Origin of the sequence: Streptomyces sp. NEAU-W12 (genome assembly GCF_026242095.1) — a bacterium.
Classification (GTDB): domain Bacteria; phylum Actinomycetota; class Actinomycetes; order Streptomycetales; family Streptomycetaceae; genus Streptomyces.
The window spans coordinates 89,752-111,740 of the sequence record NZ_JAPJDM010000008.1 but is presented as its reverse complement, the minus strand read 5'-3'; the positions used below and the strand labels follow the sequence as shown (position 1 = coordinate 111,740).

The 21,989-nt window shown below is 73.4% G+C and carries 20 protein-coding genes and 1 pseudogene; 7 read left to right on the top strand and 14 right to left on the bottom strand.

Annotated elements, in window-relative coordinates; translation table 11 throughout:
• Positions 1-12 precede the first annotated feature (12 nt).
• From ORI94_RS11995 to ORI94_RS11965, 7 genes and pseudogenes are all read right to left on the bottom strand, one after another.
• Complete coding sequence (locus ORI94_RS11995) at positions 13-666, bottom strand: TetR/AcrR family transcriptional regulator (protein WP_266074506.1); 654 nt, start codon at positions 664-666, stop codon at positions 13-15.
• 249 nt (positions 667-915) lie between these two features.
• Positions 916-1,860 (bottom strand): AurF N-oxygenase family protein, encoded by a 945-nt coding sequence (locus ORI94_RS11990; RefSeq protein WP_266074505.1) that lies wholly within the window; start codon positions 1,858-1,860, stop codon positions 916-918.
• A gap of 160 nt (positions 1,861-2,020) precedes the next feature.
• Positions 2,021-2,149: pseudogene (locus tag ORI94_RS11985) on the bottom strand (DUF3291 domain-containing protein); the annotation flags it as partial.
• 82 nt (positions 2,150-2,231) lie between these two features.
• Positions 2,232-3,689, bottom strand: a complete 1,458-nt coding sequence (locus tag ORI94_RS11980; RefSeq protein WP_266074504.1) for a penicillin-binding transpeptidase domain-containing protein — start codon at positions 3,687-3,689, stop codon at positions 2,232-2,234.
• Positions 3,686-5,074 carry an FtsW/RodA/SpoVE family cell cycle protein gene (locus tag ORI94_RS11975; RefSeq protein WP_266074503.1) on the bottom strand — a complete coding sequence of 463 codons (1,389 nt, stop codon included), beginning with the start codon at positions 5,072-5,074 and terminating at the stop codon, positions 3,686-3,688. The genes ORI94_RS11980 and ORI94_RS11975 overlap by 4 nt, the downstream gene beginning before the upstream one ends.
• A gap of 42 nt (positions 5,075-5,116) precedes the next feature.
• Positions 5,117-5,806, bottom strand: a complete 690-nt coding sequence (locus ORI94_RS11970) for an SH3 domain-containing protein (protein ID WP_266074502.1) — start codon at positions 5,804-5,806, stop codon at positions 5,117-5,119.
• A gap of 108 nt (positions 5,807-5,914) precedes the next feature.
• Positions 5,915-6,421: a protein-tyrosine phosphatase family protein gene (locus ORI94_RS11965; protein WP_266074501.1), complete on the bottom strand. Its 507-nt coding sequence runs from the start codon at positions 6,419-6,421 to the stop codon at positions 5,915-5,917.
• A gap of 101 nt (positions 6,422-6,522) precedes the next feature.
• Here ORI94_RS11965 and ORI94_RS11960 point away from each other — a divergent pair, with 101 nt between their 5' ends.
• The 5 genes from ORI94_RS11960 (at position 6,523) to ORI94_RS11940 (ending at position 10,469) form a co-directional block, all read left to right on the top strand.
• Positions 6,523-7,329 (top strand): NERD domain-containing protein, encoded by an 807-nt coding sequence (locus ORI94_RS11960; RefSeq protein ID WP_266074500.1) that lies wholly within the window; start codon positions 6,523-6,525, stop codon positions 7,327-7,329.
• Positions 7,330-7,682: 353 nt separating this feature from the next.
• A complete protein-coding gene (locus ORI94_RS11955; RefSeq protein ID WP_266074498.1) occupies positions 7,683-8,198 on the top strand; it encodes a SigE family RNA polymerase sigma factor in 516 nt (171 codons plus the stop codon).
• On the top strand, positions 8,188-8,952 hold the full coding sequence (locus tag ORI94_RS11950; RefSeq protein ID WP_266074497.1) for a hypothetical protein: 765 nt from the start codon (positions 8,188-8,190) through the stop codon (positions 8,950-8,952). The genes ORI94_RS11955 and ORI94_RS11950 overlap by 11 nt, the downstream gene beginning before the upstream one ends.
• 357 nt (positions 8,953-9,309) lie before the next feature.
• Positions 9,310-10,218: a class I SAM-dependent methyltransferase gene (locus ORI94_RS11945; protein ID WP_266074496.1), complete on the top strand. Its 909-nt coding sequence runs from the start codon at positions 9,310-9,312 to the stop codon at positions 10,216-10,218.
• Positions 10,215-10,469 (top strand): hypothetical protein, encoded by a 255-nt coding sequence (locus tag ORI94_RS11940; RefSeq protein WP_266074495.1) that lies wholly within the window; start codon positions 10,215-10,217, stop codon positions 10,467-10,469. The genes ORI94_RS11945 and ORI94_RS11940 overlap by 4 nt, the downstream gene beginning before the upstream one ends.
• A 367-nt stretch (positions 10,470-10,836) precedes the next feature.
• On the opposite strand, the gene ORI94_RS11935 is transcribed toward ORI94_RS11940, so the two are convergent.
• From ORI94_RS11935 to ORI94_RS11925, 3 genes are all read right to left on the bottom strand, one after another.
• Positions 10,837-12,228, bottom strand: a complete 1,392-nt coding sequence (locus ORI94_RS11935) for a cryptochrome/photolyase family protein (RefSeq protein WP_266074494.1) — start codon at positions 12,226-12,228, stop codon at positions 10,837-10,839.
• Between the two features lie 150 nt (positions 12,229-12,378).
• A complete protein-coding gene (locus ORI94_RS11930) occupies positions 12,379-14,040 on the bottom strand; it encodes an SDR family oxidoreductase (protein ID WP_416237806.1) in 1,662 nt (553 codons plus the stop codon).
• A 75-nt stretch (positions 14,041-14,115) separates the two neighbouring features.
• Positions 14,116-16,308 carry an MMPL family transporter gene (locus tag ORI94_RS11925; protein WP_266074493.1) on the bottom strand — a complete coding sequence of 731 codons (2,193 nt, stop codon included), beginning with the start codon at positions 16,306-16,308 and terminating at the stop codon, positions 14,116-14,118.
• Positions 16,309-16,411: 103 nt separating this feature from the next.
• Here ORI94_RS11925 and ORI94_RS11920 point away from each other — a divergent pair, with 103 nt between their 5' ends.
• Positions 16,412-16,909, top strand: coding sequence for a MarR family winged helix-turn-helix transcriptional regulator (locus ORI94_RS11920; RefSeq protein ID WP_266074492.1), 498 nt, complete (start codon positions 16,412-16,414; stop codon positions 16,907-16,909).
• Positions 16,910-17,641: 732 nt separating this feature from the next.
• Here the strand turns inward: ORI94_RS11920 and ORI94_RS11915 are convergent.
• From ORI94_RS11915 to ORI94_RS11900, 4 genes are all read right to left on the bottom strand, one after another.
• Complete coding sequence (locus tag ORI94_RS11915) at positions 17,642-18,121, bottom strand: hypothetical protein (protein ID WP_266074491.1); 480 nt, start codon at positions 18,119-18,121, stop codon at positions 17,642-17,644.
• A 363-nt stretch (positions 18,122-18,484) separates the two neighbouring features.
• Positions 18,485-18,781 (bottom strand): hypothetical protein, encoded by a 297-nt coding sequence (locus ORI94_RS11910; RefSeq protein WP_266074490.1) that lies wholly within the window; start codon positions 18,779-18,781, stop codon positions 18,485-18,487.
• 223 nt (positions 18,782-19,004) lie between these two features.
• A complete protein-coding gene (locus tag ORI94_RS11905) occupies positions 19,005-19,472 on the bottom strand; it encodes a hypothetical protein (protein WP_266074489.1) in 468 nt (155 codons plus the stop codon).
• A gap of 176 nt (positions 19,473-19,648) precedes the next feature.
• Entirely contained in the window at positions 19,649-20,533 is an 885-nt protein-coding gene (locus ORI94_RS11900; RefSeq protein WP_266074487.1) for a potassium channel family protein, read from the bottom strand.
• Between the two features lie 193 nt (positions 20,534-20,726).
• Between ORI94_RS11900 and ORI94_RS11895 the strand changes: the two genes are divergently transcribed.
• Complete coding sequence (locus tag ORI94_RS11895; RefSeq protein WP_266074486.1) at positions 20,727-21,836, top strand: hypothetical protein; 1,110 nt, start codon at positions 20,727-20,729, stop codon at positions 21,834-21,836.
• Positions 21,837-21,989: the final 153 nt, after the last annotated feature.

Genomic DNA, 21,989 nt, shown 5'->3' with positions numbered 1-21,989 from the left:
CCGTCCGGCCGGTCAGCCGTCCGTGAGCAGTGCCCGGACGAGGGCCCCGGTCTCCGCGTCACGCCGCGCGGTCACCTCCAGGGCGGCCAGGAACTGCTCCACGAGCCAGTCCCGCAGCTCGGCGACGGGCAGCGGCCTGTCCTCGTCGAGCCAGATCAGCGAGGCCGCCTCCACGGCGGTGATCCACATCCGGATGGTCATCCGCAGCCGCGGCCCCGGCTCGGCGGCCCCGAGATGGCTGAGGATGTGCTCGGCGGCGGCCCGGCGCACCCCGTCGACGATGGCGCTCGTACGGGAGGTCTCCACCACGCTCCCACCCTGCAGCAGCGCGCTGAACCCGGTGCCGTGCCCGTCGACGAAGGCGAGATACCGGTCGAGCACCCGGGCCAGCCGGGACAGCAGCGGGCCCTCGCGGGGTTCGTCGAAGCAGTCCCGCAGTTCGTCGGCGGCGGACCGCAGCGCCGCCTCGTACAGCTGCTGCTTGCCGCCCGGGAAGTACCGGTACACCAGGGGTCGCGACACCCCGGCCGCCTCCGCCACGTCGTCCAGCGACACCTCGTCGGGTGCGCGGTGCGCGAACAGGGACAGCGCGGCGTCGAGCAGCTGACTGCGCCGCTCCTCGACGCCGAGGCGCCGGTAGGCGGGGGTGGGAGCCTGCGGAGTCATGCTCCGCAGCGTAACCGCCCGCCCCCGGCGGCTGCTCGGGCATGTACCGGTCGGCCCTGCCCGCACTGCGCCGGCGGTCCGGACGCCTTCCACGGCCGCCGCCCGACCCCGCGCGGCACCCCGATGCCGTCCGGGCTGTGTCGGAGTGCGGCTCCGCCGCGTGGCGGTGGGCTGCTTGCCGGGGTGCCGGGGTGCCGGGGTGTCGGGGCGCCGGGGTGCCGGGGTGCCGGGGTGCCGGGGTGGTGGTGTTCAGGCCAGTAGTCCGGACGCCTTCCACAGCCGCCGCCCGACCCCGCGCAGCACCCCGATGTCGTCCAGGAAGTCGGTGAGCCGCTTCGATCCCTGCTGCATGATGTCCCGGCGGTGCCCGCTCGCCCTGACCTGGGCGACGGCCTCGTGCTTGTCCAGCCCGACGTTCGTGTAGACCTCCGGGTTGACGAACGCCACCGAGAAGACGCGGGCGAACTCGCCGGAGGTGACCCGGGTGAACTCCTGCGACCACTTCGGCGCGGTCACCATCTGGCGCCGCAGTTCCTCACGGGCGTAGCGCACATGCCGGGCCTCCTCGACGACGTGGATGCGTGTGACGCCCCGGATCAGCGGCTGGACCCGCTCGTCGGGGAAGGTCAGCCGCTGCATCCAGTCCAGGACCTCCTCGCCGAGCAGGGTGGCGGTGAAGGAGCCGGGCGTGGTGGAGATGGTCTTGAACAGCCGTCCCAGGTGCTGGTGCGCCGGGCTCACCGGGTACCACGGTGTCCCGCCGCGGGTGATCAGCCGCGCGAACATCATGGAGTGCCGGCACTCGTCCTCGATCTCGGTGAGCGCGTACCGCACGTGTGCGCTGGTGGCGTCCTTGTCGTAGACGTGCCGCACCAGCAGCTGCATCAGGATCAGCTCGAACCAGATGCCGAGCGAGGCGAGCGCCGCCGCCTCGTGCTGCGACAGCCGGATGCGCTGTTCCTCGCTCATCCGCTTCCACAGCGGGGTGCCGTACAGCGAGACCAGCTCCGGCGGCCAGAACCACAGGCCCTCCTCGAAGGGCGCGTCCCAGTCCAGCTCCCTGTCCGGGTCGAAGGAGTGCTTGGCGGAGGCGTCGAGCAGCCGCTGCGCCACCTGCTCCCGGTCCTTGAGCAGGCCGAGCGCGTCGCGCAGCCCGTCGATCGCGTCGGCGTCCGTCAGGGGCTGGGTCGTCATGGTGGTCCCACCTCGCGGGCATATCGAGTTACCGGCGGTTACCCGACTTATGAGACCGCCTGTCAGCAAGCTCGTCAATCCCTTGCGCAGGTCTTGTTGACAGGTGATCTACCTGGCGCGGGCGTCAACGGTGCGCTCCCCGGAGCACCTCGCGGAACGGCGCATCGGCGTCCGCGTTCACCGGGTCGAGGTTGTCGACGAAGTCCTTCAACCGCGGGGAATCCAGAGGTGCCCTGAGCCGGGCGATGTCGACCTGGGCGAGTTCGTACGCGGGGGTGGCTTCGGGCATGGGCCGAACGGTAGGCGCGGAGGGCGGGTTTCGGCGGCCCTCGTCCCAGCAGGTGATCCGCGAGGTGATCCGCCGGCGACGCCTACGGCCCCAGCACCGCCTCCATCACCGCCCGCGCGATCGGTGCCGCCGTGCCGCCGCCGCTGATCTCCCGGCGGCTGGCCGACGCGTCCTCCACCACGACGGCCACCGCGACCTTCGCCACCGGGTCCCCGTCGGCCTGCGCCCAGGACACGAACCAGGCGTACGGTGTACCGGAGTTGCCGATCCCGTGCTGGGCCGTGCCGGTCTTGCCGCCGACCACGGCACCGGGGATCGCGGCGTTCGTGCCCGTGCCCTCCTCCACCACTCCGCGCATCAGCTCCCGCATCCGCAGAGCCGTCGTCGGGTGCATGGCCCGCCGGGCCGGCCCCGGGCCGGCCGTCGACACCGGGCCGCCGCCCGCCCGGGTCGTCCGCTCCACCAGGTACGGCTCCCGCACGTTCCCGTTGTCGGCGACGGCCGCCGCGACCATCGCCATCTGCAGGGGAGTGGCCCGCGTGTTGTACTGGCCGATCGACGACAGCGCGACCTGCGCCCGGTCCATCGTGGTGTCGAAGGTGCTGCGCGCCACCGGGAACGGCACCCGCAGCCCCTCCTCGTTGAAGCCGAAGCCCTCCGCCGTGGCCGACAGGTCCGCCAGGCCCGTGGCCACCCCCAGCTTGGCGAACACGGTGTTGCAGGACCAGGTGAACGCCTCCCGCACCGAGGCGTCCGCACACCCGCGGGACCCGTTCGTCAGCCGTGTCGTCGTCCCCGGCAGGGTGTACGGGTCGGGGGAGTCCGTCGGCTCGTCCAGGTCGGTGACCACCCCCGCGTCCAGCGCCGCCGCCGCGGTGACCACCTTGAACGTCGAACCCGGCGGATACGTCTGCCGCACGGCCCGGTTCAGCATCGGCCTGTCCGGATCGGCGTTCAGCCGGGCCCAGGCCCGCCGCGCCGCCGCCCCGTTCCCGGACAGCGGCTCCGGGTCGTACGACGGAACGGACACCAGCGCCAGGATCCGCCCGGTCGACGGTTCCACCGCCGCCACCGCGCCCTTGCGCGAGCGCAGTCCCTCGTACGCGGCCCGCTGGGCGGCCGGGTGGATCGTCGTGACGACGTCGCCGCCCGCGTTGCGGGAACGGGTGAAGTCGTTCCACAGCGGCAGCGGCTGGAGCAGCGGGTCGGTGCCCGCCAGCAGTGCGTCCTCCGTGTGCTCCAGCAGGGTCGTCCCGTACTCCTGTGAGGCGAAGCCGGTCACCGGCGCGTACAACGGGCCGTCGGTGTAGGTCCGCTCGTAGCGCAGATACTCGCCGGTGTCCCGCGAGCCGGTGACCGGGCGGCCGTCGACCAGGATGTCGCCGCGCGGCTGGTGGTAACGGGCGATGGCGTCACGGCGGTTGGCGGGGTTGTCGTCGTAGGCGTCGGCATGCAGCACCTGGACGCGGGTGGCGTTCACCAGCAGGGCGAACAGCAGCAGCGCGCAGAAGACGGCGGCACGCCGGATGTACCGCGTCATGACGCCACGCCTTCGCTCGTCCCGTCCCACCGGGGACGCCCGTCCCCCCGACGGCGCGCCGAATCGCTCAGCCGGACCAGCAGCGCCACGATCGCCCAGTTGGTGACCACCGACGAACCTCCCTGCGCCAGGAACGGCATCGCCATCCCGGTCAGCGGGATCAGCCCGGTCACCCCGCCCGCGATCACGAACACCTGGAGCGCCACGATCGCGGCCAGCCCCACGGCGAGCAGCCGGCCGAACGGGTCGCGCAGCGCGAGCCCCGCCCGGTAGCCGCGCTCCACCAGCAGCCCGTACAGCAGGAAGATCGCGGAGAGCCCGGCCAGGCCCAGTTCCTCACCGGCCGTGGCCAGGATGAAGTCGGACTTGACCGCGAAGCCGATGAGGACGGAGTGCCCGAGCCCCAGACCGGTCCCGAGCAGCCCGCCCTCAGCGAAGGCGAACAGGGACTGCGCCAGCTGGTTCGGGCCCTCGCCCGCCTCGATCGACTCGAACGGCCGCAGCCAGGTCTCGATCCTGCTGTGCACATGGGGTTCCAGCCGGCCCACGGCCACCGCGCCCAGGGACGCCAGCAGCAGCCCGACGGCGAGCCAGCCGGTGCGGCCGGTGGCGACGTACAGCACGACGACGAACAGGCCGAAGAACAGCAGCGACGTGCCGAGATCCCGTTCCAGGACCAGCACGCCCACGCTCACCAGCCACACGGCGACGATCGGTCCGAGCACCCGGCCGGTGGGCAGTCGCACCCCCCAGAACCGGCGGCCGGCATAGGCGAGCGCGCCCCGGTTCTCCGCCAGGTAGGCGGCGAAGAACACCGCGAGCAGCACCTTCGCGAACTCGCCCGGCTGGATGGAGAAGCCGGCGACGCGGATCCAGATCCGGGCCCCGTTCACCGGGGGGAAGAAGATCGGCACCGTGAGCAGGACGAGAGCGGAGGCGGCGTACACGCGGGTGAAGCGCCGGAGCACCCGGTGGTCGCGCAGCAGCAGGACGACCGCGATGAACAGCGACACGCCCAGCGTGGACCACACCAACTGGGTCGGGGCGGCCTCGTCACCCGGCGTCTCCAGGTCGAGCCGGTAGATCAGCACCAGGCCGAGCCCGTTGAGCAGGACGGCGATGGGGAGCAGGAGCGGGTCGGCCCAGGGTGCTCGGAAGCGCACCGCCAGATGGGCGACCAGCGCGAGCACGCCGAGCCCGGCGCCGTAACCGGCGGCGCCGGGCGGGACGGAGCCGTTCCTGGCGTGGCCGACGGCGCAGTAGCCGTACACCGACAGCAGGACGGCCAGGACGAGGAGGGTGAGTTCGACGCCGCGGCGCCGGGGGAGGGGGACGGTGGGCGTGGGCGGATCAGCCGTCGCCAAGGAGATTCCGGCCTTGCTCATGTCCGGAACTTATCTATATGTCCCCCTTGGGTGCTGTGTCCGTCAGCACCAGCGTGGCGCGGGCCCGATGTTGTCGATGTGACGGGCGGCGCCCCAGGCCCAGGTGCCGTCGGTGAGCAGGTACCAGAGCGGGTTGCCCTGCACCTCGTCCCCGCCGACCTTGCAGTAGATCGAGACGACATCGCCCTTGTGGGCGTACCGGATGACCTTTGAACCGCGGTCCGGCGAGGTGCGCAGAGCGAGCGAATCGCTGGTGACGACACCCTTGTACTCGCCCCGGTTGCCGTGGTTGCCGCCGGCCTGGTGGCCCCCGTTACCGCCGCCCCCGCCGCTGTTGTTGCCGTGATCGTTGTTGCCGTTGCCTCCGCCTCCGCCGTTGCCTCCGCCGTTGCCTCCGCCGCTGTTGTTGTTGCCGTGGTCGTTGTTGCCGTTGCCTCCGCCTCCGCCGTTGCCTCCGCCGCCGTTGTTGTTGCCGTGGTCGTTGCCGCCGTTGCCGCCGGTCTGCTGGTCCCAGCCGCCGTTGCCGCCCTGCTGGTTCGAGGACCCTCCGCCGTCGCCGTTGCCGCCCTGCTGGCTCCAGTCCGACTGGCCTCCGCCGTCCGGCGTGTCGCTCGCGACGGCGGGGGCGACGGCGGCCGCGAGCGCCAGGGTGCCGGCGGCCAGCGTCATGGGCAGGCGGCGAAGGAGGGGGGAGCGTGGCGAGCGCGGCGCGTGCGGGGAGTGGCGTGACATGAAGTACCTCCATAGGGGGTCGGAGCAGTCGAAGGTGACCAATCGCCACATTAGGAGCAGCCCTCCGCCCCTGCCCGCCTTGGTGCGCCATCGGGGACGGCCGTCCGCCTATTCGGCCAGTTCCTCCAGCAGGCGGGCCGTCGTCAGCCCGGCCCGCAGGTAGTCGACGAACAGGTCGTTGTGCAGGGCCCAGCCCGAACGGCGGGTCCGGATCAGCCGGATCGCCTCCTCGGCGGAGCTGCCCCGGCGCATCAGCGCGTGCGCGACGACCAGTCCCGAGCGGTTGTACCCGTGATAGCAGCGCACGAGGACCTTGCGCCCGTCCTCCAGCGCCTCGCACGCCGCCTCGGCGAGCCGGATGACGCCCAGCAGCTGGGTTCCGTCGAGCGGCCCGTCCGGGATCGGCCACACATGGTGCTCGACCCCGGGGGCCGGCCCGTGCCCCGGCAGTCGCAGCAGCGTCTGCACGAGATCGAACTCCTGGCGCACCGAGGCGAACTCCAGCTGCCCGGTCCGGGCCCTGAACTGGTGGCCGCCCATCCACAGACCGGGTGCGACCTCGTCCCACGGAGTGTCCGGTGCCGGTACGTCGGGTTGCTTTCTGCGGGCATGCAACGGCGCCTCCCGGGCATCACCGTCCACGTGCTCTCCAAGGTAGCCGGGTTCTTGCCCCTGGGGCACCCCGGCTGTTCCCATGGAAGGCGGGGTGATGGTGCATGAACGGTCTGCGCGTCGTACCGGCCTGGCGGCACGGCCGGGAGCGGCTGTACGTCTGTCTCCCGGACGGCGGGAACATCGCCTGGTACGACCGTGACGCGGCCAGGGTCAACCTGCTCGGTGAGGACCGCGAGGCGGAGGTGCTCGAAGCGCTCGGCCCCTTCCTCACCGGCCCGGTCTCGGTCGGCCCGCCTCCGGTCCCCACCCCCGCCGAGCTGGCACGGCTCACCCTCCACCCCGACGACGACCTCGCCCCGAACCGCCCCGGCGAGGCCCTCCTGATCGCGCTCGACCGCGACCCCGGCCCGGCCCACCGCCTCCGCGCCGACCCGCGCCACCGGGCACTCGAGGCGGAGCGGGCGGTGGGCGAGGCCCTGGACCGCATGGACGGCCTGGGCGTACGCACCCTGCACTCGATCCCGCTCCCCGGCGGCGACCGCGTCCACCACCTGGCGATCGGCCCCGGCGGGCTGTACGCCGTACACGCCGTGTACGCCCGCAGGCAGCGGGTGACGGTCGTCGACCCCCTGGTCGCCGTCGGCCGCCGTGGTGAGCCGCACCCCGTACTGCGCCGAGTCCGCGCCGACGCGGACCGGGTCTCGTACGCCCTGACCGCAGAGGTCCGCCCGGTGCTTGTCCTGGTCGGAGCGTCGCAGGTGACGGTGAGGACCCCGCCGCGCGAGGTGCGCGTCCTGACGGACGGCGAGGTGGAGCGTCTGGGTGACCTGGGGGGCGTGCTGAAGCCGGCCGACGTGGAGGCCCTGCACGCGAGGGCGCGGGACCGGAACACGTGGGCCCGGCTCTGAACGGAGCGGCAAGGCCCCGGACCTGATGGCGGCCGTGGAGAGCGGCGTCCGCGCCGCCCGCGCGTCCCGGGGCGCGAAGGAGGCCCCGGCCGGTAAGGCCGCCCCGCGCACACGCTCGGGCCGGCCCGGCCCGGCCGCGGACGACTGGCGGACGACCGCGGGCGGCTGTGGGCGGCTGTGGGCGACCGCGGGACGGCGAAACGGAATTCACCCGTACGGCGGTTCATGGATCCCAGGGCCCGTGTTCCGCGTCTTCCTCCAGGGCTGTGCTTCCATGTGCGTGATCTGTTGGACCTGTGTGCATGACAGAGGCAGCCGGTCACACGGCACACTCACGGACACCGGCGGAGGGCATGACCGAGGACGAGTTCGATGCTTTCTACGCGGCCGCGTTCCCCCGTCTGACCGGGCAGCTCTTCGCCTTCACGGGGGACCTGGGCGAGGCTCAGGACGTGGTCCAGGAGGCGTTCGTACGGGCCTGGGACCGGCGCCGCAAGCTGCAGGCCGACGGGGCACCCGAGGCATGGGTACGCACGGTCGCCATGCGCCTCGCGGTCAGCCGCTGGCGCCGCGCGCGCCGCTGGCTGGAGCTGGTGCACCATTCCGCGCTGCCGGAAACGACCCCCGGCCCCGGCCCCGAACGCGCCGCGCTGGTCGCCGCGTTGCGCGAACTGCCCGAAGCCCAGCGCATGGCGGTCGTCCTTCACCATCTGTGCGACCTCAGTGTCGAACAGGTAGCCTCCGAGACCGGCGCCCCCGTGGGGACGGTCAAGGCCCGGCTGTCCCGGGGGCGGGCGGCACTGGCCAGACAGCTGGCGGTGGACGAGGCCGAGGAGCCGGCCTGGAGGGAGGGCGGCCGTGTCGGATGAACTCGCCACTGCGTTGCGCGAGTTGGCGGAGGCCCATGAGACCCCGCCGCCCCTGCCGGCCGCCGAGGTCCGCACCCGGGCACGGCGTCGCTCCCGCCGCCGCCTGACCACCGTCCGCCTGGGCCTGGCGACCTCGGCGGCCGGCGTGCTGGCGACGATCGGACTCACCGTGCACGCGGAGGAGCCCGGCCACGACTCGCGGCGCACCCCGGCCACCTCGCCCGACACCCAGGCGATCGGCACGCCGGCGTCCAGCCCCCGGGCACCCGGGACGGCGACCGGCAGGCCGGCCGGCACCGCGGAGGCCGTCCTCGACCTGGGCCGCCACACCCTCACGGTCGGCGGCCGTGTCATGCGCGTCAACGCGCACTTCGTCGCCGCTCCGCTGCCGCACGGCCACCGACTGACCGTGCGGGCCAAGCACGAGGTCATGCTGCTGCGGAGCGACGCGAGGACCGGGAACGTCTACGAGGCCAAGGTCCCGTACGTGGTGGAGCTGCGTACCGGCGACGGGGCCCCGGCCTACGCGGGCGCCCTCGCCTTCGACACCGGATCCCTCGGTGCCCTCGACACCAGGACGAGCTGGCTGGGCCTGAGCGTCGACGACGCGCGATGGTTCTACACCCGCGCCCGGCGGGGCGAACACGTCGAGATCACCTCCGAGGCCACCCCGGCCCCGTCCGTGGCGACGACCGGCCCCACCACCGGGGCCGGCCTCGAAACCGGAACCGCGACCTCCCGCCCACGGACCTGACCCTGCCCACGGACCTGACCCCGCCCACGGACCTGACCCTGCCCACGGACCTGACCCTGCCCACGGACCTGACCCTGCCCACGGACCTGACCCTGCCCACGGACCTGACCCTGCCCACGGACCTGACCCCGCCCACGGACCTGACCCTGCCCACGGACCTGACCCCGCCCACGGACCTGACCCTGCCCACGGATCTGCCCTCCCCACGGACCTGCCCCCCGCGGACCTGACCCCCGCGGACCTGACCCCACCCGTGGCCCGGGGTCACGCCCCTCGGTGGTGTGAAGGGTGGTGTGAGCGGTGGTGCCACCCGGCGGCCCGGTCCGTTCGGAGGCCCTGTGCGGCACCATGTGACCCATGGGCGACAACAGGATCGTGAACACCCACCAGGCCGAGGCGTGGAACGGATACGAGGGCCGGCACTGGGCCGACCACCGGGCGCGCTACGACGCACTCAACGACCCCGCCAACACCCCGCTCCTGGACGCCGTGCGCCTCCGGGCCACGGACCGTGTGCTCGACGTCGGCTGCGGCAACGGACGCCTCACCAGGCTGGCCGCCCGCACCGCGGCGCACGCTCTCGGCGTCGACCTGTCGGCGCCCATGCTGGACCGGGCCCGCGCGAGCGCCGCCGAGGAACACCTCGAGAACGTCACCTTCCTCCGGGCCGACGCCCAGGTGCACCCCTTCGGGGACGCCGTCTTCGACGCGGCCCTCAGCCGCTTCGGGGTCATGTTCTTCGCCGATCCGGTCGCCGCCTTCGCGAACATCGGACGCTCCCTGCGGCCGGGCGGACGGCTCGCCTTCGTCTGTCCGCAGTCCTTCGGCCGGATGGACCAGTCGGTGGTCTTCGCGGCCGTCGCCGAGCAGGTGCCCCTGCCCGACCTCTCCCGGGAGACGGAGACCGGCCCCGCCTCCTTCGCGGACTCCGCGCGCACCACACGCGTGCTGCGCGACGCCGGCTTCGACGCCGTCACCGCCGAGCCGGTCGAACTGCCGCAGAGGTGGGGCGAGGACGCCCAGGACGCCGCCGACTTCCTCTTCGGGTGGGGGCCGATGCGCCACTGGCTGCGCGACGCGGCCCCCGAGGCCGTCGACCGGGCCCGGCGGGCCGCCGCGGACGCCTTTCGCGCGTACGAGGTGAAGGACGCGGACGGGACGGGCGGCACGGCCGGGGGTGTACGGCTCATGGCGCGGCACTGGCTGATGACCGCCACCTGGCCGGGCGCGCCGGGGGACACGACGGCGCCGAGGTCCGCAGGGTGAATCCCCGGGACCCCGGGACCCCGGGGCCGCCGCCCGCCGGCCGGGGTGACCGCGGCCACCGTCGGGTCCGCCACCGAGGGGTCCCGCGCGACGAACTCGCCGACGGCCGGGTACCGTTCGGCGGCCAGGGCACCGTCGTACAGCAGCCGCGCGGCCCGCAGCAGCGGGGAGACGTCGAGGACGGCGGTCTCCGCCCCGGCCGCCTCCAGCCGTTCGACGGCACCGCGGAACGCGGCCCGGGCCGCTGGTGAGAGCGGGGCCAGGTCCTCGTCCCGGGGCACCGCGACGCGCGGGTGCTCGGGCGCGGCCAGGCGTACGTCGCTCGGCCGCTCGCGCGCCCCGAGCCCGCCGTCGAGCACGGCGGCCCGCGACTCCGCGTACACCCGGTCACGCAGCGAACCCGCGGGCGGCGTCACGTCCGGGACCCCCGGGGTGAGCTGTCCGGCAGGATCGGGCGGGCCCGCCTCCGGCCGCGTATACACCGCTGGATCCATGCCCGCAGACGCCGGAGACCCCTTGTCCCCCAGGAGTCCCCCGCGCGGTGAACGCCTCGTCTCCGAGTCCTCACCCCGGAGTCCGGGCTCCGGCGCCCGGGGTCCGGCGCCCGTTCCCTCGGGCTCAGGTGACGCCGAGGCCGAGGCCGAGGCCGCGGGCGTGGGCGAAGCGGGCCTGGCCGTCGGCGAGGCCGATCAGCGGTTCGGGGTAGCCGAGGAGGGCGCGCCGGTTCTCCGGCAGCCGCCAGGGCTCGTGCACGTACCGGTCGTCCACGTCCGCCAACTCGGGCACCCAGCGCCGTACGTAGGCGCCGCTCGGGTCGTAACGCCTGCCCTGGCGCACGGGGTTGAGGACCCGGTTCGGGCGGGTGTCGGTGCCGGTACCGGCGACCCACTGCCAGTTGAGCTGGTTGTTGACGAGGTCGCCGTCCACGAGCAGGTCCAGGAAGTGCCGGGCGCCGACCCGCCAGTCCACGTACAGCGTCTTGGTCAGGAAGCTCGCCGCCAGCAGCCGTGCGCGGTTGTGCATCCAGCCCTCGTGGAGCAGCTGGCGCATCGCCGCGTCGACGACCGGATAGCCGGTACGGCCCTCCCGCCACGCGGCGATGTCCTCAGCCGCCTCGTCCTCGGTCCGCCACCGGTCGTGCCGGGGGCGGTAGTCGCGTACGGACGCCTCGGGCCGTGCCGCCAGCACCTGGTGGTGGAAGTCGCGCCAGCACAACTGGCGCACGAACGCCTCCGCCCCGGCCCCGCCCCGCGACCGGGCCCGGTGGACGAGCTCCACCGGCGAGAGGGCCCCGAAGTGGAGGTGGGCCGAGAGCCGGGAGGTCGCGTCGCCCGCCAGGTCGTCGTGCCGTTCCTGGTACCCGGACATCCGGGACCGGGCCCACCGGGCGAACTGTTCGCGCCCCGCCGACTCGCCTCCGTCCGGGAGGCCGGGGGAGAGGCCGGACAGGCCGTCACGGGAGGGCAGCGGCTCGCCGCGCACCGCGTCGGGGACCCGCACGGTGCGCGGCGCCGGGCAGGTCTCCCGCAGCTGCTCCTGCGACCAGCGGCGGAAGTAGGGGGTGAACACGGCGTAGTGGTCGGACCCGGCGGGTGTCACCGCCCCGGCGGCGACGGCGGTGATCACGGCGTCGTGCACCCGCAGCGCCACCCCGCGCCGCTCGAGCTCCTCCCGCAGCCGCTCCTCGCGCCGCTGGGCGTAGCCGCTGACGCCCGCCGCCATGTGGACCTCCGTGGCCCCGCACTCCGCGGCGACCGCGCAGGCCTCCCGGACACCCGGCCCCGTACGCACGACGAGCCGGCCGCCGCGTCGGCGCAGCGAGGCGTCGAGATCCCGCAGGCAGTCGCCGAGGAAGGCGGCACGGTTCGGCGCGTCGAAGCCGGCCGCGTGGATGCCGGGATCGCGTACGAAGAGCGGCACCACCTCGTCGGCCGCGGCGAGCGCGGCGCGCAGCGGCGGATGGTCGTGCAGACGCAGATCCGAGGTGAACAGGACGACCGCGACGGTCATGGGGCCACTCCTCGCCGTGCATGAGGCCTTGCTTGCTTTCCCGCCGTCTCTTCGGGCTGTTCCCGGCCCGCGGATGCGGAGCCGGGAGCGCCTCCGTCGGGAGCGCCTCCGTCGGGAGCGCCTCCGCTGGGAACGCCTCCGCCGGACTCGTCACCCGCGGTGCGGGTGCCGGGCACGCCGTGCGGACCCGTGGCTTCTGCCGCGGCCCCTGCGCGCATCGGCCCCGTGTGCGCTCATGCCCTTCGTGGCGGCCTGGGTGATGTTGCGGGCCATGCCGCCGAACACGACGGAGTGGAACGGGGCGACGGACCACCAGTAGGCGTGGCCCGGCAGCCCGCGCGGATGGAACAGGGCGCGTTGCCGGTAGAGAGTGCGGCCCTCGTCGTCCGTGCCGGCGTACATCTCCAGCCACGCGAGACCCGGCAGCCGCATCTCCGCCCGCAGCCGCAGCAGCCGCCCGGGCTCGATCTCCTCGACCCGCCAGAAGTCCAGCGAGTCACCGACCCGCAGCCGCTCGGCGTCACGCCGCCCGCGCCGCAGGCCCACCCCGCCGACGAACCGGTCCAGCCAGCCCCGCACCGCCCAGGCCAGCGGGAAGGAGTACCAGCCGTTGTCCCCGCCGATGCCCTCGATCACCTTCCAGAGCGACTCCACGGACGCCTCGACGCGCACCTCGCGCTCGTCGCGGTAGAGACTTCCGCCGGCCCAGTCGGGGTCGGTGGGCAGCGGATCGCTGGGCGCCCCCGGCAGGCTCGCGGACGACCAGCGCGTGGTGACCTGCGCCTCCCGCACCCTCCGCAGCGCGAGGGCCAGTGACTCGTCGAACGACAGCGGGCTGTCCGGTGTGTCGGGCACGTATCGGGCGATGTCGTGCTCGTGGCAGACGACCTCGTGGCGCAGCGACTCCGTCAACGGCCGCGCCAGGGAGGCGGGTACGGGGGTGACGAGCCCGATCCAGTGGCTGGACAGACTCGGGGTGAGCACCGGCACCGACACGACGAGCCGCCGTCGCAGTCCGGCGATGACGGCGTACCGCCGCATCATCTCGCGATAGGTGAGGACGTCCGGCCCGCCGATGTCGAACGCCCGGTCGACGTCGGCGGGCATGCCGGCCGAGCCCACCAGGTACCGCAGCACGTCGCGTACCCCGATCGGCTGGATCCGGGTGTGCACCCAGCTGGGGGTGACCATGACCGGCAGCCGTTCGGTCAGGTAGCGCAGCATCTCGAACGAGGCCGACCCCGAACCGATGACCACCGCGGCCCGCAGCACGGTGGCGGGCACCGGCCCGTCGAGGAAGATCCGCCCCACCTCGGCGCGGGAGCGCAGATGCGGGGACAGGGACTGCTCCGGGACGCCGCGCGGGGTCAGCCCGCCCAGGTAGACGATGCGCCGTACGCCGACGGCATGGGCCTGCTCGGCGAAGGTCCGGGCGGCCCGCCGGTCGGTCTCCTCGAAGCCGGAACCGGTCCCGAGGGCGTGCACCAGGTAGTAGGCGACGTCGATCCCGCGCATGGCCGCGGCGACCGAACCGGGGTCGGTGACGTCGCCCCGGACCGCCTCGACGTCACCCGCCCAGGGGTGGTCGCGGAGCTTGCCGGGGGAGCGGGCGAGGCACCGGACCCGGTGGCCGGCCCGCAGCAGCTCCGGTACCAGGCGCCCGCCGATGTATCCGGAGGCGCCGGTGACCAGGCAGTGCAGCCGCTCGGCGCCGCCCTCGTCCCACTGCCCGCCCGAGCCCTCGCCCGCGTCCGTCTCGGTACCCACGTCCGTCTCCTCCGCGCTCGTCCGTCGGCATGCCCGCGTGCCCATGTGCCCACGTGCCCACTCGCTCCGGGATTGCTTCCTCCCCTCCGATCATGGCGGCAGCGCGGTGGACGTGCCCGTTCAGCCGGACCGGGAACCGGAAGGGGCCCCGGAACCGGAAGGGGACCCGGAGCCGGTGCCGGCACCGGCATCCGCGTCGCCCTTCCGGGCCAGGGCGCTCGGCCACCACGCCCGGGGGCCGATGTCGATCACGAGCGCGGGCACCAGGAGCGAGCGGACCACGAGGGTGTCGAGCAGGACGCCGAAGGCCACGATGAACGCGATCTGGACCAGGAAGGCCAGGGGAATCACCATCAGGGCCGCGAACGTCGCCGCGAGGACGACACCCGCCGAGGTGATGACCCCGCCGGTCGTGGTGAGCCCGCGCAGCACGCCCTGCCGGCTGCCGTGCGTGAGCGCCTCCTCCCGGACCCGGGACATCAGGAAGATGTTGTAGTCGACGCCCAGTGCCACCAGGAACACGAACCCGTACAGGGGTACCGACGCGTCCGTGCCCGAGAAGCCGAGGAGATGCTCGAAGACGAGCGCCGACACCCCGAGCGTCGCCAGGAAGTTGAGCCCGACCGTCGCCACCAGCAGCACCGGTACGAGCAGCGAGCGCAGCAGCAGGACGAGGACCAGCAGGATGACGGCGAGCACGATCGGCACGATCACCGCACGGTCCCGGGCGGCGGTCTCCTGGGTGTCGTACTGCTGCGCCGTGTAACCGCCGACCAGCGCGTCGGCCCCGGAGACCGCGTGCACGTGGTCGCGGAGCCGTTCGACGGTCTCCTTGGCGGCGTCGCTGTCCGCGCCGTCCTCGAGGGTGGCGGCGATCTCGACCCGGCCGTCGGCGACGAGCGGTTCGCCGCCGGGCCGCCCCGAGGCGGAGACCGGGGCCGCCGAGGCGACGCCCTCGGTCTCCTCGGCCGCGGCCGTCACCTCGGTGGCGCTGCCGGCGTCGGCGATGATGACGGCGGGGTTGCCCGAGCCGCCGGGGAAGTGCTCACCGAGCGTCTCCTGGGCGGTCACCGAGGAGGCGTCGCCCACGAAGATCTCCTCGAACGGCACGCCCTTGGAGGACAGGGTGGGGGAGAAGGCCGCGAAGAGGGCGAGCACCAGGGCGGTCACCACCCAGGTGGCACGCGGCCGCCGGTCCACGGTCGCGGCGACCCGGTGCCACACTCCGTGCCCCTCCGCGGGGGCGTCCGAGGGGGCGTCCGAGGAGGGCGTGCTCCCGGCCTCCTTCGGGCGGGAGGGCCAGAAGGCGGTACGCCCCAGCAGGGCCAGCACGGCCGGCAGGAAGGTGAGCGTGGAGAGCACCGCGCACACGATGCCGATGGCGCCGACCGGCCCGAGGGCGCGGTTGTTGGTGAGGTCACTGGCGAGCAGCGCCAGCAGGCCGAGCGCCACGGTGGCGGCGCTGGCCGTGATCGCCCCGAACGAGCGGCGCACCGCGGCGACCGCGGCCTCGACCCGGTCCCCGCGCAGGGTGATCTCCTCGCGGAAGCGGGCGGTCAGCAGCAGCGCGTAGTCCGTGGCGGCGCCGATGACGAGGATGGAGAGGATGCCCTGCACCTGGCCGTCGACCCGGACGACGTCCCGGTCGGCCAGCGCGTACACGACCGCGCAGGCGAGCCCGAGGGCGAAGACGGACCCGAGGATGATCAGGAACGGCAGCAGGACGCTCCGGTAGACGAGCAGCAGGATCACCAGCACGGCGGCGAGCGCCACGCCCAGCAGCAGCCCGTCGATCCCCGCGAAGGCGTCCGAGAGATCGGCCTGGCTCGCCGCCGGCCCCGCGATCTGCGCCGTGGTCCCCGGCACGCTCCCGGCCGCCTCCCGGACCTCGTCCAGGACGGTGGGCAACTCCTCGTCGAGATCCGGCTCCAGCTGGACGACCGCCTGCAGGGCCTGCCCGTCGTCGGAGACGAGAGCGGGCGACGGCGAACCGGCGACCCCGGGCCGGCCGGCGAGAGCACCGACGGCCCGCGTGGCCTCCTCCTGCTGGGCCTCCGTGACCCGGCCGCCCCCCTCGGCCGTCCACACGACGATGGCGGGCACATCGCGCGACGCCCCGGCCTGTTCGAACGCCGCACCCTCTTCGAGCACCTTGGTGGACTCGGCGCTCTGCGGCAGGAACGAGGCCTGGTCGTTGGTGGCGACCTCGCCCAGCTTGCCCGCGTAGGGGCCGAGCGTGCCGCCCACCCCCAGCCAGACGATCAGCAGAACGAGCGGCACCAGCCACCGGCCCCGGGTTGGTGTGGTCCTCATTGAATCCCCAAGTGGCATCGGAACGGAAGGAGAGGAGACGACGCGAGCAGAGATAAGTCAATCATCGAGTATCTCAATTATTGAACAAATATATACTGAACGCATGTCCGGCACCGAGAGCCCCCCGCCCTCCCACTCCGGGGACGACCCGACGGGGCTGCAGAGCTTCGCGGTCCTGCTGCGCCGGATGAACGCCGAGTTCAACCGCATCGCCCACGAGTTCGCCCAGGCGCAGGGCCTGCACCTCACCGACGTGCAGGCGCTCGTCGCGATCCTGGACGCCGACCCGGCCGACGGCCCCATGACACCCGGCAGGCTGCGCGACCAGCTCGACCTCACGTCCGGCGCGGTGACGGCATGCGTCGACCGCCTGGAGAAGGCGGGCCACATCCGCCGCGTACGGGCCCTGGGCGACCGCCGCGTGGTCCATCTGCACTACGAGCAGGCGGCCAGGGCCGTCGCCGGCGCCTTCTTCCGCCCTCTGGCGCAGAGCACGGAAGCGGCCCGGGTCCGCTTCACCCAGGACGAACTGATGACGGTGACCCGCTTCCTCACCGAACTCAACCAGGAACTCGTCCTCCTGGGCCGCCACACCTCGTGACGACGGGAAGCGCGCCCCGGCTCCGGTCCTCGCCCGCACGAGAGGCCATGCCCGATCAGGGCGGGCAACCCCATCCCGGTGGGCGAGCGGGCCTCCCCCATCCCGGTGGGCGAGCGGGCCTCCCCCATCCCGGTGGGCGAGCGGGCCTCCCCCATCCCGGTGGGTGACCGGGCCTCCCCGAATCCGGTGGGTAACCGGGCCTTCTGCGGCCGCAAGCCCGGGAACCGGTGCCACGCAGCCCCGGTCCCTGCGCGGAACGACGACCGCCACCGGGTTCATTCGCAGTGCATCGGGCTTCGGCCGGTGGTGAAGCGCATCCTCGGCCTGCTCCGACCTCAGATGTGTGCACGGATCCGCACTGTTCACCTCAGCCGGAGTCGGAGCGGCCGGTTCTGCTGCTCGATGCACCGCTTCGGCGTCCAGCCCGGTGCCTCGGCCTGACCGCACACCCGAGCGTCACCGTCCAAATCGGCCCGGCGGCCTTTCCCGCGGCCGCGAGGACCTCCACGCCCGAGCCCGAGGAGGGACCGCGCCTGTGAGAGTGGGGTGGGCGCTCACTGCGGCGATCGCTCCCTCTTGTCCAGGGCCACCAGCCGCGAGATCCCACGAGATCTCAGCAGGAGTCGTCGCCCCCGGGTGCAGATCACCTGCGGTCGCCGGTCCGCCGAGTTGCCGGGCATGCTGCCCGGTCACCGTGTCCTGGCCGCTCGTCCCCGTCGGCGTACCGGCCCTCTACCCGTCCACGCTCCAGGGAAGCGGCGGACGCCTCTTGTCCGAGCCCGGTCCCGGTCCCGGGCGGCTGTTCCACATCAGCAGCAGGTCGCGTACGTGGAACCGCGCCCTCGGGTACCACCGCCGTCCGTCCACCGTGTTCGGAAGGGTGTCGGGGCGGTCGTCCTTGATCTGCGTCACGCTGCGGCCGTCCACTCCGATCAGCTTGGCGAACCCTCCCAGCGTCACCTCACGGTCCAGGTCCTCCTCCCTCAGCTCCACCGGATCGGCTCGCCGCGGACGAAACGGTTCCAACTTGACCGGGTCGTACCACGCGCTGCCCCCGCCCCCGCCCTTGGCGCTCACCCCGCGGCGAGCGCGCTCCGGGGCCGGGAAGCCGGGGTAGTGACGAGGCATCACGTGCACCACGTAGCCGTGGCTGTACCCCACCTGGGCGGCCCACTCCTTCAACGTCACCCAGCCCCTGTCAGGCTCGACCACGATCCCCCCGTTCCCACCCGGAATCCGCGACACACGGCAGCGCACATCAGCGTGATACCCACGGCACCCGAACAACTACCGGCCAACTACCGGCCTCACCGCCGTCACCGGCGTCGGGGCCCTTGATCCCGAGGACATCGCAGCACTGTGCGGCGGGCACACCGCAGTGACCAGGATCTGACGGCGTGCGTCGGGTGGCGGGCAGCGGACCGGTGCACGATCACACGGCTGCGACAACCCCCTGGCCGAGGGGGCCGAGGGGGCCGAGGCGTCCGAGTCGGTAGGCCCCATGGCGCGGGGCCACGCCCGCGGCGAAGCCGTGCTCACCGTGGCGTGGGCCTCCTGGGCAACGCCCGAACGAGGTCAGAGGGAGGGAACCCCCGGCTGCGGCGGCCCGACGGGCCCGTTGCCCCGCTCGGCGAGCCCGGCGTGCAGCAGAAGCAGGCGGGCCAGGTCACGCGCCTCGTCGGCGGTGAGTGCCGCCCACGTCCCCGGCCCGCCCCCCTGGTCCTGGCCCACGTCCAGGGTGACCCTGCTGATGGGCCGGTCCGCGGGCGCGAGCCGCAGGCACCGCACCGCGATCCTGCGCCCGCAGGCCGTCACGAGCGAGGGGGTCTCGGTCGCGGTGGCGGTGGCCAGGTCGCGTCCTGTCGTCGTCATCCGTCTCACACTCCTTTGCGCCGGCCGGCCCGGCAACTCCGGCGGGTGTCCTGTCCGCTGGGCCCGGCAGGTGTCCTGTCCGGGACCTCCGGCGGGACATTACGGTCAGCGCGGAGCGGCACCGGAATGTTCCCCGCCGGCGCGCTCCCCGCCGGATCGTGAACCGCTCCGGCGGGGACGGAGGCTTTTGATCTGCCCGGAGGCGCCCAGGGCTTCCCCGCTGCTAGCGCACATCGGAGGACGCGAGTTTCACGAAGTGCTCCAACGCGTCCCGTGCCCGGTTGCCCAGCGCACTCAGTTCCGTCCTGTCGGATGCTTCGTGCACCCCGGCCGTCAGTTCGTAGGCATGCCGCGCGGCATCGATCACTGTCTGGCTGCTTGCGATGAGCTGGACCCGGAACAGTGCGTGAAGGGCGACTCCACGAAGGCGGTACGCCTCGACGCGAGCTTCGAGACAGGCGGGGCCGTCGGGATCCTCGTCCCTGCGATGCCAGCGGTCGTGTTGGCCCCGCCTGAACTCGGTCACTGTCCCGGCGAAGTCGCTGTACACGGTCATGCGTTCGCTGCGGAGCTGCCGCTGAGCCGCGACCATCTGGTCGCGTGCAGCCGCTCGGCGCTGGAACAGGTGCGTCACGGCAACACCGAGGAGAGTCCCCAGAACTGCGATCAAGGCTGAGAGAACACCGGCCACGGGGAGCAGGACATCACAAGATCTCCTGCGTGCCCAGACGCTTGGACGTCCGCGCGGCCCCGAAACGAGTCCTGGCCTGCCGGAAAGGCCATCAAGATCATGACGTTCCTCTTGTGCGGGCGGCCTGCCGGGCGGCCCGATCGTGGCGGCCGGGTGCCTCGCCCTCCGCGGCCGGGCTACGCGAGGCGGGAGGGGGCGCGGGCCCCGGACGCGCCGGGGGTGCCGTCCGCGGTGCCGGTGTCCAGGCCGGGGGTGCTGCCGGACGTGGTTTCGAGGCCGCTCGTTCCAGCGGTGTGCGGCCCTTCCGCGGAAGCGGACGGGGCGGTGGGGCGTTGGGCGTGCAGTTCCTCGCGGAGGCGGCGGACCTCTTCCGCGAGGGCGGAGATCTCGCTGGTCGTCTGGGCCTCGTTGGCGCGGAGTTCGGAGAACCGGTCCATGAACCAGGACGCGAGGGTCGCGGTGACGAGACCCGCGAGCGCGATGCCGCCGACCATCAGCGCGACGGCGATCAGGCGCCCCTCGGTCGTCGTGGGATAGAGGTCGCCGTAACCGACGGTGGTGACCGTGGTCAGCGACCACCACAGGGCGTCACCGAACGTCGTGATCGAGGCGTCCGGGTTGCGCCGCTCGACGTCGAGGATCGCCAGACTGGAGAGGAACAGCAGCAGAGCCGTGCAGGCCGCCACGTAGGTGCCCAGACGCAGCCGTACCCGGCCCAGGGTGGAGGCGTTGCGGCGCACCACCATGAACACGAGGGTCACCAGTCGCAGGGGGCGCAGCGGCGGCAGGACCAGGGTCGCCAGGTCGAACAGCCGTACCTTGAGGAACTGCCACCGGCTGCCGGCCACGGCGAAGCGCAGAACGAACTCGACGGCCAGCAGCGCCCAGATGGCGAAGGTCACGGTCTCGGCGGCGTCACGCCAGGCGCGGGGCAGTCCCGGGTCGAGGATCGGCACCGCGTAGGCCGTGAGGTAGACCAGCGCGAGGCCGATGAGCCAGCCGCCGGTGCGCTGCTCCCAGCGCCGGAGCCGTTGGTCCCTGAGGGCAGGTGTGGCAGACATGGCACGCCATTGTGGCATTGGACCCGGTACGACGGTCACGACGGCATGCGTTCCGGCCCCGGAGGGACGGCGAAGGGGCCCGGCAGCGCGGGCGGGACGAAGCGAGGCTGTGATCCGCATGTGACCGCGGCCACGTAAGGTCCCTTGAGCCACGGTGACTTGTGGTGACAGCAAGCGAACACGGGGGCGGGAGATGGAATACCGGCGCGCGGTGATACCGGCGGTGGCGGGCGGGCTGATGGTGACGCTGCTCCTGTGGTGGGCGGGGGCGAGCGCCGACGCGTTGCACCTGGAGGGCGCCGCCGACGTTCTCGGCCACGAGACCGTCGCACGCCTCCGGGGCTGGCTGCTGCCCTGGGCGTACGAACCCTCCGGCGGGACCACGGGTGGCTCCTTCGACGGGACCGACGCTTCCCGTTATCTCGGCCTGCACCACACGGCGATCCAGATCCGCTTCGCCGCCGTGTTCGTCCTCTACGCGGCCGGAGCGCTCCTCCTGCTCCGGCGGCTTCCCCCGGAGCGCGGCCGGACGTGGGCCGCACTGCTCGCGCTGTGGGCCTGGGGTCTGGTGGCGGGGACCCTGGCGGTGACGGTGTCGGCCCCCTGGCTCATCGCGGCCCAGGGGCACGGCAGCTACCAGTTCCTGCCGCAGTTGGCGTCCCTCTCCTCGGCCGGGCGGCCGATCGTGGTGCCGGTGGCGCTGGCCGCGGCGGCGTGGGCGGTGCTCGTGGCGCGGCCGGCGCTGAAGGGCGCCGGGCCCCAGCCGCGCGAGGACGTTCCGGCGCGGGCCGCCCTGCTGGCCGCCACCGTCGGAACCGCGGTGGTCGCGGTGTCCCTGGTCGTCCTGTCGTACCAGTCGAACGCCGCCACCCTCCAGACGGCCTTCACCGGCGGCGGACTGCTCGCCGAACCGGGTGACCTGCTGCGCCAGTGGCTGCTGCTCGGAGCCTGGTCCGGCCCGGCCGGCACACCGCTCGGCGACTGGCTCCTGTACCGCCTCGGAGACGTCCTGCTCCTCGTCGTGGTCTGGTGCGCCCTGCGGTGGCTGCCCGGGCTGCTCACCCGGGTGTCCGTCCCGGCGATGGCGGCGGGCGGGGTCTGCGCGGTCGTCCTTGGGCTGCTGGCCGAGCAGGCGCTGCGCATGACGACGGACGGGACGCAGATGCGTTCGGGGCTGCTGTACGCGGCGTCCGGTCTCGGCGAGGGGGTCACCGCCGCACTGCTCTGGGGCGCCCTCGCGGGCGTCGCGGCCACCGTGACCCTGCGGGCGGCCGGCGCTCGTGCCCCCTCACGTCCCGTCTGACCTGTTCACACCGGGGCCGGAAACGCTCGATGGCCGAGTCGCGCCTCAAGGCGACCCCTGGAACACCCGAGTCCGGCACACGCCTGCTCCCTGCGGCACACGCCCGCACCTACGCGAAGACCCCGGCCTCAGCGAAAGCGCTGCTGACGGGGT

Coding starts and splice junctions, on each gene's coding strand:
- ORI94_RS11995 (WP_266074506.1), bottom strand. CDS start 666: ATGACTCCGCAGGCTCCCACCCCCGCCTACCGGCGCCTCGGCGTCGAG.
- ORI94_RS11990 (WP_266074505.1), bottom strand. CDS start 1,860: ATGACGACCCAGCCCCTGACGGACGCCGACGCGATCGACGGGCTGCGC.
- ORI94_RS11980 (WP_266074504.1), bottom strand. CDS start 3,689: ATGACGCGGTACATCCGGCGTGCCGCCGTCTTCTGCGCGCTGCTGCTG.
- ORI94_RS11975 (WP_266074503.1), bottom strand. CDS start 5,074: ATGAGCAAGGCCGGAATCTCCTTGGCGACGGCTGATCCGCCCACGCCC.
- ORI94_RS11970 (WP_266074502.1), bottom strand. CDS start 5,806: ATGTCACGCCACTCCCCGCACGCGCCGCGCTCGCCACGCTCCCCCCTC.
- ORI94_RS11960 (WP_266074500.1), top strand. CDS start 6,523: ATGAACGGTCTGCGCGTCGTACCGGCCTGGCGGCACGGCCGGGAGCGG.
- ORI94_RS11955 (WP_266074498.1), top strand. CDS start 7,683: ATGACCGAGGACGAGTTCGATGCTTTCTACGCGGCCGCGTTCCCCCGT.
- ORI94_RS11945 (WP_266074496.1), top strand. CDS start 9,310: ATGGGCGACAACAGGATCGTGAACACCCACCAGGCCGAGGCGTGGAAC.
- ORI94_RS11935 (WP_266074494.1), bottom strand. CDS start 12,228: ATGACCGTCGCGGTCGTCCTGTTCACCTCGGATCTGCGTCTGCACGAC.
- ORI94_RS11930 (WP_416237806.1), bottom strand. CDS start 14,040: ATGGGCACGCGGGCATGCCGACGGACGAGCGCGGAGGAGACGGACGTG.
- ORI94_RS11925 (WP_266074493.1), bottom strand. CDS start 16,308: ATGAGGACCACACCAACCCGGGGCCGGTGGCTGGTGCCGCTCGTTCTG.
- ORI94_RS11920 (WP_266074492.1), top strand. CDS start 16,412: ATGTCCGGCACCGAGAGCCCCCCGCCCTCCCACTCCGGGGACGACCCG.
- ORI94_RS11910 (WP_266074490.1), bottom strand. CDS start 18,781: ATGACGACGACAGGACGCGACCTGGCCACCGCCACCGCGACCGAGACC.
- ORI94_RS11900 (WP_266074487.1), bottom strand. CDS start 20,533: ATGTCTGCCACACCTGCCCTCAGGGACCAACGGCTCCGGCGCTGGGAG.
- ORI94_RS11895 (WP_266074486.1), top strand. CDS start 20,727: ATGGAATACCGGCGCGCGGTGATACCGGCGGTGGCGGGCGGGCTGATG.